Source organism: Lacticaseibacillus nasuensis JCM 17158, from assembly GCF_001434705.1.
GTDB classification, from domain to species: Bacteria; Bacillota; Bacilli; order Lactobacillales; family Lactobacillaceae; genus Lacticaseibacillus; species Lacticaseibacillus nasuensis.
Window position 1 is genome coordinate 219,166 of record NZ_AZDJ01000003.1, and the last position, 13,843, is coordinate 233,008.

Genomic DNA, 13,843 nt, shown 5'->3' on the forward strand with positions numbered 1-13,843 from the left:
TTATGGTCAAGGCATTAGTTGCATGTCGTGCCGGTGTTGGTTCCAGTTTGATGTTGAAGATCAAGCTGAATCAGGTCATCGACGAACAAGGTTGGGACATGGAAGTTGAACATTCGTCGCTTGATGAATTGGATAGCTTCGATGGGCCAATCGTCGTGACGCTGAGTGATGTGGCAGACGACCTGAAGAACGAAGGCATCAAGAAGGAAGTCGTCGGCATTACCAACATCCTCGATAAGAAAGAAATCGAAACTAAAGTCGGGGCCGCATTGGACAAGATCGGCGCCAAATAACGTACCGCGCTCACGCTTAACATAAGGGGGATAGATCATGAGCTTTCTTGTCAGTTTGCTCTCAACGCCAGCGATTCTTCTGGCGGTGGTATCATTCGTCGGCCTGGTGTCACAACGCAAGAGTCCTACCCAGGTCTTTACCGGGACCGCTAAGACGGCCATCGGCTTCTTAATTTTTGGGATTGGGGCTTCGACCATGACCACCACGTTGCAGAACTTCAACGCGATGTTCACGGCGGGCTTCCATATCAACGGGGTCATCGCTTCGCCTGAAGCGGCGACGGCCCTGGCGCAAAGCAAGTTCGGCTTTGCCGTTTCTATGACTTTGATTATTGGGTTCGTCATGAACCTGGTGTTTGCCCGCATTACGCCGTTTAAGAACGTATTCTTCACCGGCGGTCACAGTCTCTTCTTCGCCTGCGTGTTGGCCTTGGTCATGAAGGCACACGGCTTCGGCGACACTTGGACCATCGTTGTTGGTGGGACCATCTTGGGCTTCTGCTCCGCTGCTTTGCCACAACTTTGCCAGCCGTTCATGCGTAAGATTACCGGCGGTGACTTCCAAGCCATCGGCCACTTTAACATGATTGGTTACGCGCTGTCTGGCTTGCTGGGCAACTTGTTCAAGAAGCACTCCGATGACACCACTGAAAACATGAAATTCCCGAAGTGGTTGAGCTTCTTCAAGGACTTCCTGATGGGGTTCGCCTTCGTCATGTTGATTCTGTTCTACATTTCCGCCATTGCTGCTGGCAAGACCGCGGTCTTGAAGCTGTCTGGTGGGACCGACTGGTTGGTCTTCCCACTCATCCAAGCGCTCACTTGTACCGCTGGGATCAGTGTCTTGATGACTGGTGTTCGGATGTTCCTGGCTGAAATCACTTCCGCGTTTACGGCCTTTTCCGAGAAGTTCATTCCTGGTTCTCGTCCAGCGCTGGACGTCCCAACCATCTTCCCGTACGCCCCAACTGCGGTTCTGGTTGGCTTCCTGTCCTCATACGCTGCCGGCTTGATTGGGGTGGCCATCATGGTCATGTTCCACTTCTCCATGGTCATCATCCCAGCCGCGCATATCTGCTTCTTCTCCGGTGGTACTGCCGCGATCTTCGGCAACTCCACTGGCGGCTGGCGCGGTGCCGTGTTTGGCTCCTTCGTCGTTGGCTTGTTGCTGGTGTTCCTGCCAGTCATGCTCTACCCGGCCTTTTCACAGTTGGGCATCACGACTGCCATGTTCCCGAACGTCGACTACAACGTGGTTGGCTCGCTCCTGAATGGATTCTTGGGCCTGTTCCACTAGTGAAATGATTGGTGAGGCGAGGGGGCAAGTCTCCCTCGCCTCTTGGTATTAGCGGGGTCACCCGCTAGAAAGGATATTCTTCATGGCGCCATTTTCTGGAATTCTTGTTGCGATGGTCACGCCTTTTGCTGATGACGAAAGTGTCAGCTATGAGCGCACCAAAAATCTGATTGATTACTTGCTGGCGGCAAAGCCGGCCGGGTTGTTCATCCTCGGCACGAACGGCGAGGCCTACACGATGACCGAAGACGAAAAATACGACTTCGCCAAGTACGTCATCGACTACGTGGCCGGCCGGGCCAAGATCATCGTCGGCACTGGGCTGAACAGTACCCGCGAGACGATTGCGTTTTCGCAACGCATCGCCACGCTGCACCCGGATGCCTTGTCGCTGGTGGCGCCGTCCTTCGTCGCGCCAAGCCAGGCCGAGCTGGTGGCGCACTACCAGGCCGTCGCCGACGCCGTGCCGGTACCTTGCGTCTTGTACAACATGCCCGGCAAAACCGGCATCAACATCGAGCCGGCTTCACTGAAGGTGCTGTCCCAGCACCCGAACATCATCGGCATCAAGGATTCCTCAGGCGATTGGCACAACTTCGATGGCTACTTGAAGAACCGCAACAGCGATGACTTCACGGTGATCATGGGCTCCGACGGCCGCATCCTCGAGTCCCTGCAACACGGTGGCAACGCCGCGATTGCCGGCACCGGGAACCTCTTGGTCGCCAACGTGGTCAAACTGTATGACGCCTTCCAGGCCGGTGACCTCGAGGCTGCCAAGCGGTATCAGGACAACATCCAGCCGCTGCGCACCGTTTTGCACGAAGCCACCACGCCGGTGTCCTTGAAGGCCGCAGTGACCGCTAGCGGCGTTAACGTGGGCCCAGCGCGCCGGCCGGCTTTGATGCCAGCGCCGGATAGTCAACTGGCCAAGGATATTGCCAAAACGGTTGCGGATTACAAGCAACAAGGTGTCATCTAAGAAAGGAAACAACATGAAGAAATTTGATTTAACGAAACGCATTCTGGATAGTGGGGCGCTGGCGGTGGTTCGGGCCACCCCCGAGCGCGTGCTGGAAATCGCCAAGGGCATCGTCGATGGCGGCATTCCCGTCATGGAAGTCAGCTACACCAATGCCGACGCGCCTAAGGCCATCGATTTGGTGCACGACACGTTAGGCGACCGCATTCTCGTCGGCGCCGGCACCGTCAACAACGGCGCCACCGCCAAGGACGCCATCGCCCATGGCGCCGGGTTCCTGTATTCGCCGATGTTCGACGCCGAGGTGATGAGCTTGGCCAACGAGTACCAGATTCCTTACGCCCCAGGCTGCACCACGGTGACCGAGGCAATGACTGCTTTGCGTGCCGGCGCGACCTTCATCAAGTACTTCCCGTACGGCGGCATCCTCGGCCCTGAGGTCATCAAGACGATCAAGACGCCGATTCCTGACATGCCGCTGCTGGAATCCGGCGGTGTCAATGCCGGCAACGTCGCCGACTGGTTTGCCGCTGGCGTTGAAGTCGTCGGTATCGGTGGGGCCTTGTCCAAGGGCACTAGTGCCGACATCGCGGCCAGTGCCAAAAAGATTCGCGCGGCCATCGACGCATTTCGCGCGAAGTAGTTCAAATATTTGTGTCACGACGCGAACCGGGCTAAGCTGAAATTACCCGGTTCGGGCGTCAGGCTGCTGACGACGCGTTCGCCAGTGGCCATGACGTTGTGGCAAAGGAGGTCGTTATGCTCGACATCAAGCAATTGCAGATCATCGACACCATCATTCAAAATCCGATTCTGACCAAGAGCCGGTTGACGTCGCCTCTAGGCTTAACGACCCGCCAGGTGGATTACGCCATCGAAAAGCTCAATCAGCACCTGGCCGATCACGACCAGCCGCAGATCGATACCGATGGCGCCTATGTGGTCGTGCCCGGGCCGGCGTACGACTACCTATTGGCGTTGCGGGCCACCGAGAACCTGACGACTTTGGATCACTACACGTTAAACACCAGCGAGCGGCAGTTGTTCATCTCGCTGTTGTTGGCGTGTCACGATGGGTACCTGTCCTTAGTGCACCTGCAAGATTACTTGCAAGTCAGCCAGTCGACGATTTCTAAAGACCTGAAGACCCTCGAGTCCACGCTGTTGCCATTTCAGCTGCACATTCACTACGACCGGCAAAACGGCTACCGGCTGGAAGGCAACGAGAACCGGTTGCGCGGCTATCTGATTCGGACGCTGAGCACCGAGCTGTTCAAAACCAACGGCGACTTGCTGAATACTTGCGCGGACTTGATTCAACACGTGAAGACCCAAGCCGTGTTCGCGCAGATCACGGCGTTGGCCAAGCAGCACCACATCGATTTTGTCGAGAACCGCCTGTTGGAATTCGGCTACATCTACGTCTTCATGATCAGCCGCCTGCGGATTCGCCCGGAGTATCTGCCGAGTGCCGCGCGGCGCATCGCCATCACCGAAACCAACGAATACGGCTTCGCTCAGGAGCTGTTGGCCCAAGACGGGGTCACGAGCGCGACGGCCGCTGAGTACCTGGCGACCATTGTGCTGTGCCTCAGCATCGGCGGCCTGGGTCACCTCAAGCTCAACCGCCACATCTACGAGATCACAACGCAGGTGGTGCAGCGCTTCTCCGACATCTCGGGGATTGTCTTTGCCGACCGCGACAAGGTGGCCTCGCAGCTGTTCACGCATTTTCGCTCGATGTACTACCGCCTGCAGTTCAACTACCCCATCACCAACCCCTTGACCGAGCAGGTGATTTCCGAATACGGCGAGATCTTTACCTTGGTGGCCCAGGCCGTGCAAACCTTCTCCGCCGAGCTGGGCCGGGTACCCGATGAGGAAATCGCCTTTCTCACCATTCACCTGATCAGCTTCATCTACACCGCTGACGCGAAGAAAAACGACAACGTCCGCGCCGCCATCGTGTGCCCGAACGGCATCGGCAACTCGGCGCTGGCCTACATTCAGCTGACCAACTTGTTTCCGAATATCAAATTTCTCAAGCCGTTTCGCTATGTTGACTTGGATGCCCACCTGGATGAAATCGACCTGATTTTCTCGACCTTCTACCGCAGTGAATTATTCACCAAGGGCAAGCCGTGCTTCATCATCAACCCGATCATGACCACCGAGGAGAAGTACAACCTGATTCAAAAGGTCAACTCGGAAATGTCCGAGGCCAGCTTCGCCGTGCCGACGTTGAGCAGCGTCATGGCCGTCGTCGATCATGTCGTCGACGACCACGAAACTCGCGGCCGCATTCGCCGCGAGTTGGCTGAGAACCTGTTTAACGCCAAGGTGGTGGACCCCGATCCGCAACGGTTGCGGCTGCGCGACGTGGTGACGCCGGCGGAGATTCAGCTCAACATTGAGGCGGCAACACCGCAAGACGCGATGCGCCAGGCGGCAGCGCCGCTGTTAGCCAGCGGCGCGATTACGCAAGGCTACATCGATAATATTATCGACTCGGCCGACCAGCGTTCGCCGGAGTCCTACATCATCGCGCCCAACGTTGCCTTGCCGCACGCCGATCCGCGCACCGGGGCGCACCGGGTGGCCATCAGCATTGCCACGCTGACCAGCCCGATGAACTTCGACGGCGCCAACCAACGCCCGGTGCAATTCATCTTCGTGCTCAGCGCGGTCAACGCGACTGACCACCTCACCGTGCTGCAGGACCTGCTCGACCTGCTGGCCAAGCCGGCATTCTTTTCGGTACTCACCGAGCCGGGGCAAACCCCCGAAGGTGTCATGCGCTACATTTGCCAATGACCGTGGTATGATGGGCAAAACGGACCACGGGAGGACAACATGAGACGATTGCAGTGGGGCATGATTGGGTTAGGCCGCATGGGTGAAAGCTTTGCGGCGGCGTTACCGGCGGATCAGACGCTGGCTGGCGTGGCGGCCCACGACCCCGCGCGGGCGGCGGCCTTCGCCGCCAAATTTGGGCACCCGCGCGTGTATCCGACTTACGCGGCGCTGTTTGCCGATCCGGCCATCGATGTGGTGTACATCGCCACGACGCACAACTTCCACTACGCCAACATCAAGGCGGCGCTCTTGGCCGGCAAGCACGTGTTGGCGGAGAAATCCATCACGCTAAACGCCAGCGAACTCCGCGAGCTCGTCGACTTAGCACAGGCGCGCCACCTGATCTTGATGGAGGCGCAAACGATTTATCACATGCCGTTGTACCCGGCGTTGCTGACGGCAGCCACGGCTTTGGGCACGCTGCGGGGGATGCAAATCAGTTTTGGCATCAACCCGGCGTTGCCAGCCAGCGATCGACTATTGAATCCCGCGCTGGCTGGCGGGGCCTTGCTGGACATTGGCGTGTACGCCTTAAGCTTCGCGCGGCTCCTGCTAGGCGGACCGCTGACGCTGGTGGCCACGCAAATGCGACGCATGGTGACCGGCGCCGACGACCAAAGCCAGACCTTACTGGCGGGCCCAAATGGCGAACAGGTTACCGTCGCCTTGAGTCTGCAAGGGCAACTGCCGAATCACGGGGTGGTCGCCTATAAGAACGGCTACCTCGACGTGGCCGATTACGGCCGGGCCGACACCGCCACCATCGTGCATCCAGGCCAGCCCGATCAGGTGTGCCACGCGGGTGACACCGCCCAGGCACTGGCGTACGAGGTGGCTGACATGGTGACGGCCATCGACACGGGTGAGAATCCGACCTTGGCCTGGACCCAAGACGTCATGGCCACCATGACGGCCATGCGGACGGCGTGGGACTACTGGTATCCAAACGAACAGCACTAAAATAGGCACCCGTTGTTGAGTCCAAGACTCAGCAACGGGTGCCTTTGCGGTCAGCGTCGACTCAGCTTCTGCTGCGCCGACTCATGCCGCCAATCACCAATGAAACCAGGAACACGACAATCATCGCGCCAATAATGGCGGGGAGAATGGCCATGTCAGCCACGTTTGGCCCCCAGTCGCCGAGCAGGGCCGTGCCCAGCCAGGCGCCAAGCAGGCCACCGATAATGTTCCCGATCCAGCCTCCTGGCATGTCCCGCCCAACGATCAATGCGCCAATGGCCCCGATAACGGCGCCGACGATTAAGACCCAAATCAGGTGTAGCATGTCAGAACCTCCTTTGTAAGTGTGCGCCAACGCGCACAGTGACAGTTCCGGGGCATGACCCCTTAATCTAAGATTAGCGAATTGGCATGATTGAATACAAGTATTTCGATAAGGCGGTATTAACCTAGTTTATAGGCGGTGGCTAACGCAAAAAAATCCGGTGCGGGGACACCGGATTTCAGGAGGAGTGAAAATGAAAAAGTGGGTTGGGAAGTGAGGGGGTGGCTCACTTCTATGATGTTCATCCTACAAGCCGGGTGTGAAATTTTTGTGACGAAACCCGGCGTGTTTCGTGACAGTTTGGTTATCGCGCTATTCCACATGTGGCGATAACCAGATTTATTGAATGTCATTAACCCGCCTTGGTAAGCTTAGGGAAGAAAGACGAAAGGGGCGCTTAATATGGTAACCGACACAACGCAACCGACGCTACAACACTTTCTGACCACCGCCACGACCGGACCCTTCGTGGCCATTTACCTGAACCGAGAAGCCATGACCGACCGCGACCAGCTTCGCCTGCAGTTGCGGCACCTGATTGACCACGCCGAGGCTGTCATGGCAGAGACTTGGCCTGACACCGACTGGTCCCCCTATGCGAGCCAATTGACTTCGCTGGCGCAAGACCCAGCTGAGCTCATGGCCCTGACCGGCGCCGCCCTCGGGGTGCTGACCAACGGCGAGCAGCGCTATTGGCAAGGGCTGGAGTATCCCGTGGTGGATACGGCTATGGTGACCGCGACGCCACAGCTGTTGCCGTTAATTCTCGATGCCCAAAATCGCTTGGAGTTCGACTTGTTGACGCTGAATGCCGATAGCATCGCCTTGTATCGCAATCAAGGCGATGAACTCGTGCCGCTCCACCTGCCAGCCGGCGCGCCGGTGACGCTGGAACAGGCGCTTGGTAGCGAGCTGCGTGGTGGCAGCGTGAATACCGTCGGGCAAGGGGCCGGGCGGGTGAGCTATCACGGCCACGGTGATCAGTCCAGCGAGGCCGAGATTGACCAGCGCCGTTATTATCAGGCGGTGGACGATTACGTGACCACGCATTTTTCCAACCTGGCCGACCGCCGGCTGGTGTTGTTCGGCCTTCCGCAAAACATCGCGCTGTTCCGGGAAGTGAGCCGCAACCCCCATCTGTCTGGCTCCATGCAGGTGGAGATGAGTCCAAGCAACCTCACCCTCGCCGAGCTCGACGCGGCCATCGACGTCTTGCGCGAGCACAACGGCACCAATGTCCGGAACCGAATCCTCGCCACGATCGACGGGGCGAAAAGCGGCGGCCGCTACCTCGATGATCTCGGCGCCATTATCTCGGCGAGCCAAAGCGGCGCCGTCGAACGGTTAGTGATTCGCAATGGTGCGCGCATCAACGGACGGCTGCAGGGTGACGGCACAGTCGATACCGACAGCGCACAAGCCAAGCACAATAATCTACTGACGGACCTGGCAGATGCAACCTTGGCCCGTGGTGGCAAGGTGCGAGTGCTTGAGGCTGATAGTTTGGCCGAACCGGTGGTCGCAGTGTTGCGGTACAGGGTGGCTGAGTAAACAAAGCCTTGTCCTCGAGTAGCTGACTCGAGAGCAAGGCTATTCTTGTGGGCTTAATTAGGCTGCTGGGCTAACCGGCCGTTCGCCGGTAGTTTGCCAGTTGGTTTTGCTGAGGCCGATGAATAGTGAAATGGCTACATCGCCAAAAATGATGAATGGGTTTAGCAGACTGGTGAAGGTGAGGAAGATATCAACGATGATGATGCACCAGGCCAACGTCGAATTTGGCATAATATCGTTTAACCGACGCCAATCTAAGGAGATGCTAACTAAGTTTCCGATTGCCAAAGCGATAGGACCGCCAAATTCGCAAATTGCGACTAAGACGAAGGCGTAGATATATGCGTACCAGTAATTCGCGCGGCCGATGCATTGGTTGGGTTGAACTAAGTCCACGAACGCGACGCGCCAGCCGTTAATCAAGCCATGTTCTGGGTATTGATTGTACGGGACCCATTCCGGATCGCCAGGCTTGGCTTTGGCTGCTGCGGCGCGGGCCATGGCAGCGCGGATGTCGCCGGCAGGTTGGGCAGTGCCGGCTTGCGCCCCGGCGTTGCCTTGGGCCGTAAGTGGTGGGGTGGTGACAGCCGCGCTGGGCTGCGGTTGGGCCTGAGCTGGCGCTGCCTGGGCCGGGGTCACTGTTGGTGCCGGTTGAGCCGGCGCGGAAACAGCCGGCTGTTTAGTGCCGCAGGCGGGACAGAACTCGGCGGTGGCGGGCAACTGTGCGCCGCATTTGATGCAATATTTCATCGGAATCACACTCCTCTATTGTTGGTGCATGATTGCATCATAAGAGGAAGTGGCGCAACAGTTGAGCAATTTTGCGGATTTGCATGTTCTTTTTCAAATGTCGAGGACTGCCCGCGCAATCGCATTAGCTTGGCGCAGGCTGATGTCATTGACATACGGGCGCGGGCTGGCGGTGGTGAGCCAGTTGAAGCCCTCGGTGGGCACGCCCCAGAAGAACAGCTTGCCGTGTGACTGGCGACTGCGGTCGAGCAGACGGGAATCGGTGCGGTCGACCAGGATTGCCCCGGAAGCGAAGCGACGCTCGCCAGCCAGCTGGAGCTCAAAGGTGGTGGCGAGGCCGTCGTGTTGCAGTTGTTGTAGCAAGGGGTTGGCCGCGGTCGGCGCGTTGGCCGCCGGGACCCGGGCCTCGATTAGCGTGGCGGCGCGATAGCTGACGGTGGGGGCACTGGCGGCACTGGCGACAAAATAGCCGGCGGTGCCAGTGACGCGCATGCCCGGCGCCAGCAAGGTCACAACGCCGGCGCGGAGCAAGGCGGCGAGCTGGCGAATCCGCAGGAGCGGTGGGCCGATGGACAGGTAGTCGTTGGTACCGACGAATTCCCGCAGGAAAAAGTCGAGGTACTCGTCGTCACTGAGTAGCCCCATGGCCACGACTTGGCGAATCGGGTCGCGTAAGTCGCGTAATACTTCCAGCGCAGCGGTGAGCGGGCCAGTTTTACTCCCCAGAGCCGCGTCTGTCGCATCGCCGTCGAGGTAGGCCGCCATGGCCCCGGCATCCGCGACTGCCGGGTGCAGTAAGGCGGACCAGTCCAGCCGGTCACTTGGGGCCAGCGGGAGGGCCTTGAGCGTTTCGTCGGGGTGGCGCATGAAGGCCAGCTGAAACTTGGCCAGCGCCAGCTTCGGGTAGGCTTGCGGCAACAGCAGCGAGTAATAGGTGAATTCGACTTCGCGTTGTAGCGTTGCCCAGAAGTCGGCGCCGCTGACCCCTCCCGCGGCTTGCCAGTCGGCGAGTCGGGCAGGCGTCAAGAAGCGAGGCGTGATTTGTTCGGCAGGGGCCTTTTCGTTGCGGGCCTTGGCCCGGTACGGGAAGCCGCGCCGCGAACCCGCCACAATATTGGGTTCGCGCCCGCTGGGGTGGTACACCAGTCGGTCGCCATCGGCTGAAAAATGACCGCCACGGCCTTCGGTAAGGCGGCTGACAAAGTCGAAAAACGACAGACCTAAGCCCCGCAGAATCACCCCGGCACCGGGGGCGATCATCGCCAAGTCGGGCTCGGCGGGCAGGTTTGGTGGTAGGTAGAACAGGTCGTGTTGGGCGGCATAGGTGGTGAGCTCTTGCTGCTCGCGCGTCAGCGAGTTTTCACTATTGCCCAGCGCCATCACCACGGCATCGACGTGGGTGGTGTTCGCGGCGTGCACGGTGAACCCAGTCGAATCAGGCGTCACCGCCGTCACCATTTGCTGCACGAGGTGAAAATGAACGTTGCCCGCGGCGCGGCGGCCGAGCTCGGCATAGACCCAGTCTTGGTAGACGCCATACAGGCCGCGGGTCGGGTAGTCATTCGGCGTCAAGGCTGCCACCTCGTCGGCAAAGGTGGCGCCGCCGGGTAGATTGGCCAGGTAATCGCGCGCCGGCCCGGCCGCCCATTCCGCCAGGCTAGGGCCAGGGGTGAACGGCGCCGGGGCGGCCACCGTACGGTCATAGAATAAGGTGATGTGTTGCGCCGCCGTGTTCATGATCAGCTCGCGCGGTTGCGTGCTGGTCCAGACCCGCCCGCCGATGCCTTCCGGGTCATAAAGGGTGATGGTCAAGTCGCGGTCGATCGTGGGCTGCCAGGCAATGAGCCGCTCCAGCACCAACAGTCCCCGTGGCCCGGCGCCAATTAATGCAATTTTCATCTTGGGTCTCCCTTCAAATACGAGGTGGCGTGGCCGCCATCCAGTTAGGTTAACGCAGCCAATTCTCACTAATTTAATTATAGAGGGTTGGGGGCTGAGCACCAAACGATAAGCCTTTAGGTTTTACACAATCCGTGCGATAATGGGAACAGTGGCATTTTGATTAAAGGTTTCCGGCGAAGTGAGGCGGGTTCATGCGAATCGCAGTAATCGGTTGTACTCATGCAGGCACGGCCGCGGTCAATCAAATCATCGCAACGCATCCAGAGACGCAAGTGGATGTGTTTGAGCGGCGGCACGATATTACCTTTTTGTCCTGTGGCATCGCCTTGTACCTTGAAGGCACGGTGAAGCGGCTGGAGGACATGTTTTATTCTGATGTCGAGACCCTCAGCAAGCTGGGCCCCAACGTGCACATGCACATGGGTCATGATGTCGTGGCCGTTGACGCCAAGGCGCACCAGCTGACGGCGCAAAACCTCGACACCGGCGAGCAGTTCACCCAGCCATACGACAAGCTGGTGATGACGACGGGCAGCTACCCGACCGTGCCGCCGCTGCAAGGCATCTCGGTGCCTGGCGTCTTAATGTGCAAAAATTACGACGACGCGCGTGCCATTAAGGCCAGCGCGGAAACGGCCAAGACGATTGCCATCATCGGCGGTGGCTACATCGGCGTCGAACTCGCCGAGGCGTATAGCCGCACCGGCCACGACGTGATTTTCATCAACGGGGTGCACGGGGTGTTGGCCCATTACGTCGATCGCGACATCGCCGCTTTGATCGTCAAGGAACTGGAAGCACATGGCGTCACGAATTTCCTAGACGAAACCGCGTTGAAATTCGACAGCGACGGCAAGCAGGTCTACATCCAAACGGACAAGGGCGAGCGCCACGCCGACCTCGCCGTCGTCGCCACCGGCTTTTTGCCGATGACGGACTTGCTGGTCGGGCAGGTCAAGATGATGAAAAACGGTGCGATTCACGTCAACGACTACATGCAAACCAGCGACCCGGATATTTATGCCGCTGGGGACACGGTGGCCGTGCACTTTAATCCCACTGGGCAAGACCAGTACGCACCGCTGGCCACCAACGCCGTGCGTCAAGGCCAGCTGGCTGGCATCAACTTGTTCGGCAACAAGGTCAAGTACATGGGCACCCAGTCGACGAGCGCGATGCGCATTTATGACAAGGTCATGGCCTGTTCGGGGATGACGGCTAAGCGGGCTAAAGAAGCCGGCTTCAACGTTGGCGCGGTGACCTTTACGGATAACTACCGCGGTGAGTTCATGCCATCGACCACCACGGTGACCATGCGCCTGGTGTGGGACCAAGACAACCGCCAGATCCTGGGTGGTCAGCTGTTTTCCGCCTATGACATCACCCAGTCAGCCAACTTGTTATCCGTGATGATTCAAAATAAAAACACGATCGATGATTTGGCTTATGTGGACATGTTGTTCAATCCGCATTACGATAAACCTTGGAACTATCTGAATCTGCTTGGCCAAGTCGCGCAGCACCATGCCGACGAGCTGGGCAAATAACGAAGTGCTCGCGGGGCGGGCCAGTCGAAGGAGTTAGTCTATGAGTGCTTGGAATCTGATTGGAGTCGTCGCGTGGCTGATCGTCGCGGCGTGGCTGGTGTTTACGGTGATGAACATTCGCAGTCGTCACTTGCGGATGCTGGTGGTGGCCAAGCGCGAGCATTCGGCCAAAACCGCGCTGATCGATTGCGCCGAGATCGTGGTGCTCATTCTCCTCGCCGTGGGGATGAGCTGGGTCACCTGGTTCCGCCAACCCGATCGCATCGATGGCAATTCTGTTCACGTCCGGTACACCTACGACAAGCTGTTGTTGCAAACCGATGCTAGTCGCTCGTATTACGTCTCGGTGACTCGTGGGAACGGCACGCAGCCGGTGCAGTACTACACCTACTGGACCAATGGCGCCAAGTACCAAATCACGAGTCGCAACGCCGACGTAGCGGCCGGCACCGACCCGTTGACTGTGCGCGCGTCGAATCTGCCGTGGCAGGAGAAGCAACTGGCCAAGTGGGACAAGCAAAGCGAACGCGCCTATGTTGCCACCTATATCGCCACCTATGAGCCGACTTTCCTGAACGGCTTGGGCATGCGGGTCGGTCGCACCGCCACACGGTTCTCCATCATCCGGATTCCAAACGAAACCTTTGAGAAAATTACCGCGGCCAAGTAGCCGCCCGGCACCGGTCTTGCGTCAGCAGGGCCGGTGCTTTTTATGTGAGCAAAGAGTGATCGGGCGTGCACGCCCTACACTTATATAAAGCGCTCAGCTCAAAAAAGTGTTAAAAACAGCCCACAAAGCCCGGTATATCAACACCGCATTTTTGACGATTTTGAGGAAAATTTATCTGGTGACCCAGCATACTCGACCGAAAAAGTAAATTCCGTGGAATACTTTTGTTGAAGAATTGCGCATGACAAACTTACACCATCGTCCAGCCAGGTTTACGCTGCATTGGTCCCTGCACCGTGAGATTTTTTTGAAAATCGCGATTTTTGCTGTGCTCTGAAAACAAGTCAGACCGGCGTTTTTCGAGCGCTTTTAACACTTTTCTGAGCTGAGCGCTTTATATGGGTGTAGGGCAAATGATCCAACACAAGCGATTTGACCTACTCACCGGAGCCGGCGAATCTGTGGCTGATCCAAGCTTGTGGGCCGCAGGTTTTAACGCTTTGGTGAGCTCCACCCTCCTCAATTAGGCTGCGCCACATGTGCTACTGGCTCGTGCTGCTTTGGCGGCGTGTCACCCGTACCACGCCAGGTCTTTGGCCGTTTTTCGAGGAGGCCGCTGCCCGTCACCCTTGTCAGTCATGGTCATGTTATTCATGCAAGCGGCGCTCACAGGCTGCGCCACATGTGCTACTGGCTCGTACTGCTTCGGC

12 protein-coding genes are annotated in these 13,843 nt (G+C 58.3%); 9 read left to right on the plus strand and 3 right to left on the minus strand.

Annotated elements, in window-relative coordinates; genetic code table 11:
- Positions 1-2 precede the first annotated feature (2 nt).
- From FD02_RS02725 to FD02_RS02750, 6 genes are all read left to right on the plus strand, one after another.
- Positions 3-293, plus strand: a complete 291-nt coding sequence (locus tag FD02_RS02725) for a PTS sugar transporter subunit IIB (protein WP_054722951.1) — start codon at positions 3-5, stop codon at positions 291-293.
- Between the two features lie 37 nt (positions 294-330).
- Positions 331-1,590 (plus strand): PTS ascorbate transporter subunit IIC, encoded by a 1,260-nt coding sequence (locus tag FD02_RS02730; RefSeq protein WP_054722953.1) that lies wholly within the window; start codon positions 331-333, stop codon positions 1,588-1,590.
- Positions 1,591-1,672: 82 nt separating this feature from the next.
- The gene (locus FD02_RS02735) at positions 1,673-2,572 is read left to right on the plus strand and encodes a dihydrodipicolinate synthase family protein (protein ID WP_054722955.1); all 900 of its coding nucleotides are present in this window, start codon (positions 1,673-1,675) and stop codon (positions 2,570-2,572) included.
- 13 nt (positions 2,573-2,585) lie between these two features.
- Positions 2,586-3,215, plus strand: coding sequence for a beta/alpha barrel domain-containing protein (locus FD02_RS02740; protein WP_056950227.1), 630 nt, complete (start codon positions 2,586-2,588; stop codon positions 3,213-3,215).
- Between the two features lie 116 nt (positions 3,216-3,331).
- Complete coding sequence (locus FD02_RS02745) at positions 3,332-5,386, plus strand: BglG family transcription antiterminator (protein WP_056950230.1); 2,055 nt, start codon at positions 3,332-3,334, stop codon at positions 5,384-5,386.
- A 39-nt stretch (positions 5,387-5,425) separates the two neighbouring features.
- Positions 5,426-6,388 carry a Gfo/Idh/MocA family protein gene (locus FD02_RS02750; protein WP_082603282.1) on the plus strand — a complete coding sequence of 321 codons (963 nt, stop codon included), beginning with the start codon at positions 5,426-5,428 and terminating at the stop codon, positions 6,386-6,388.
- A gap of 61 nt (positions 6,389-6,449) precedes the next feature.
- Here the strand turns inward: FD02_RS02750 and FD02_RS02755 are convergent, their stop codons facing one another.
- The gene (locus FD02_RS02755; protein WP_054723655.1) at positions 6,450-6,713 is read right to left on the minus strand and encodes a GlsB/YeaQ/YmgE family stress response membrane protein; all 264 of its coding nucleotides are present in this window, start codon (positions 6,711-6,713) and stop codon (positions 6,450-6,452) included.
- 402 nt (positions 6,714-7,115) lie between these two features.
- Here FD02_RS02755 and FD02_RS02760 point away from each other — a divergent pair, with 402 nt between their 5' ends.
- Positions 7,116-8,264, plus strand: a complete 1,149-nt coding sequence (locus tag FD02_RS02760; protein ID WP_056950236.1) for a baeRF6 domain-containing protein — start codon at positions 7,116-7,118, stop codon at positions 8,262-8,264.
- A gap of 57 nt (positions 8,265-8,321) precedes the next feature.
- Here FD02_RS02760 and FD02_RS02765 read toward each other — a convergent pair whose 3' ends face one another.
- Positions 8,322-9,014, minus strand: coding sequence for a zinc-ribbon domain-containing protein (locus FD02_RS02765; protein ID WP_056950239.1), 693 nt, complete (start codon positions 9,012-9,014; stop codon positions 8,322-8,324).
- 93 nt (positions 9,015-9,107) lie between these two features.
- Positions 9,108-10,913 carry an FAD/NAD(P)-binding protein gene (locus FD02_RS02770; RefSeq protein ID WP_056950241.1) on the minus strand — a complete coding sequence of 602 codons (1,806 nt, stop codon included), beginning with the start codon at positions 10,911-10,913 and terminating at the stop codon, positions 9,108-9,110.
- Positions 10,914-11,107: 194 nt separating this feature from the next.
- Between FD02_RS02770 and FD02_RS02775 the strand changes: the two genes are divergently transcribed.
- Both FD02_RS02775 and FD02_RS02780 read left to right on the plus strand, forming a co-directional pair.
- Positions 11,108-12,463: an FAD-dependent oxidoreductase gene (locus FD02_RS02775; RefSeq protein WP_056950243.1), complete on the plus strand. Its 1,356-nt coding sequence runs from the start codon at positions 11,108-11,110 to the stop codon at positions 12,461-12,463.
- A 40-nt stretch (positions 12,464-12,503) separates the two neighbouring features.
- Positions 12,504-13,133 (plus strand): LVIS_2131 family protein, encoded by a 630-nt coding sequence (locus FD02_RS02780; protein ID WP_054723594.1) that lies wholly within the window; start codon positions 12,504-12,506, stop codon positions 13,131-13,133.
- The last annotated feature ends 710 nt before the right edge of the window (positions 13,134-13,843 follow it).

What these genes read in the sequence shown, in the direction of transcription:
- FD02_RS02765 (WP_056950239.1), bottom strand. Translation starts at nt 9,014, where the DNA reads ATGAAATATTGCATCAAATGCGGCGCACAGTTGCCCGCCACCGCCGAG.
- FD02_RS02780 (WP_054723594.1), top strand. Translation starts at nt 12,504, where the DNA reads ATGAGTGCTTGGAATCTGATTGGAGTCGTCGCGTGGCTGATCGTCGCG.
- FD02_RS02745 (WP_056950230.1), top strand. Translation starts at nt 3,332, where the DNA reads ATGCTCGACATCAAGCAATTGCAGATCATCGACACCATCATTCAAAAT.
- FD02_RS02740 (WP_056950227.1), top strand. Translation starts at nt 2,586, where the DNA reads ATGAAGAAATTTGATTTAACGAAACGCATTCTGGATAGTGGGGCGCTG.
- FD02_RS02735 (WP_054722955.1), top strand. Translation starts at nt 1,673, where the DNA reads ATGGCGCCATTTTCTGGAATTCTTGTTGCGATGGTCACGCCTTTTGCT.
- FD02_RS02725 (WP_054722951.1), top strand. Translation starts at nt 3, where the DNA reads ATGGTCAAGGCATTAGTTGCATGTCGTGCCGGTGTTGGTTCCAGTTTG.
- FD02_RS02755 (WP_054723655.1), bottom strand. Translation starts at nt 6,713, where the DNA reads ATGCTACACCTGATTTGGGTCTTAATCGTCGGCGCCGTTATCGGGGCC.
- FD02_RS02750 (WP_082603282.1), top strand. Translation starts at nt 5,426, where the DNA reads ATGAGACGATTGCAGTGGGGCATGATTGGGTTAGGCCGCATGGGTGAA.
- FD02_RS02775 (WP_056950243.1), top strand. Translation starts at nt 11,108, where the DNA reads ATGCGAATCGCAGTAATCGGTTGTACTCATGCAGGCACGGCCGCGGTC.
- FD02_RS02730 (WP_054722953.1), top strand. Translation starts at nt 331, where the DNA reads ATGAGCTTTCTTGTCAGTTTGCTCTCAACGCCAGCGATTCTTCTGGCG.
- FD02_RS02770 (WP_056950241.1), bottom strand. Translation starts at nt 10,913, where the DNA reads ATGAAAATTGCATTAATTGGCGCCGGGCCACGGGGACTGTTGGTGCTG.
- FD02_RS02760 (WP_056950236.1), top strand. Translation starts at nt 7,116, where the DNA reads ATGGTAACCGACACAACGCAACCGACGCTACAACACTTTCTGACCACC.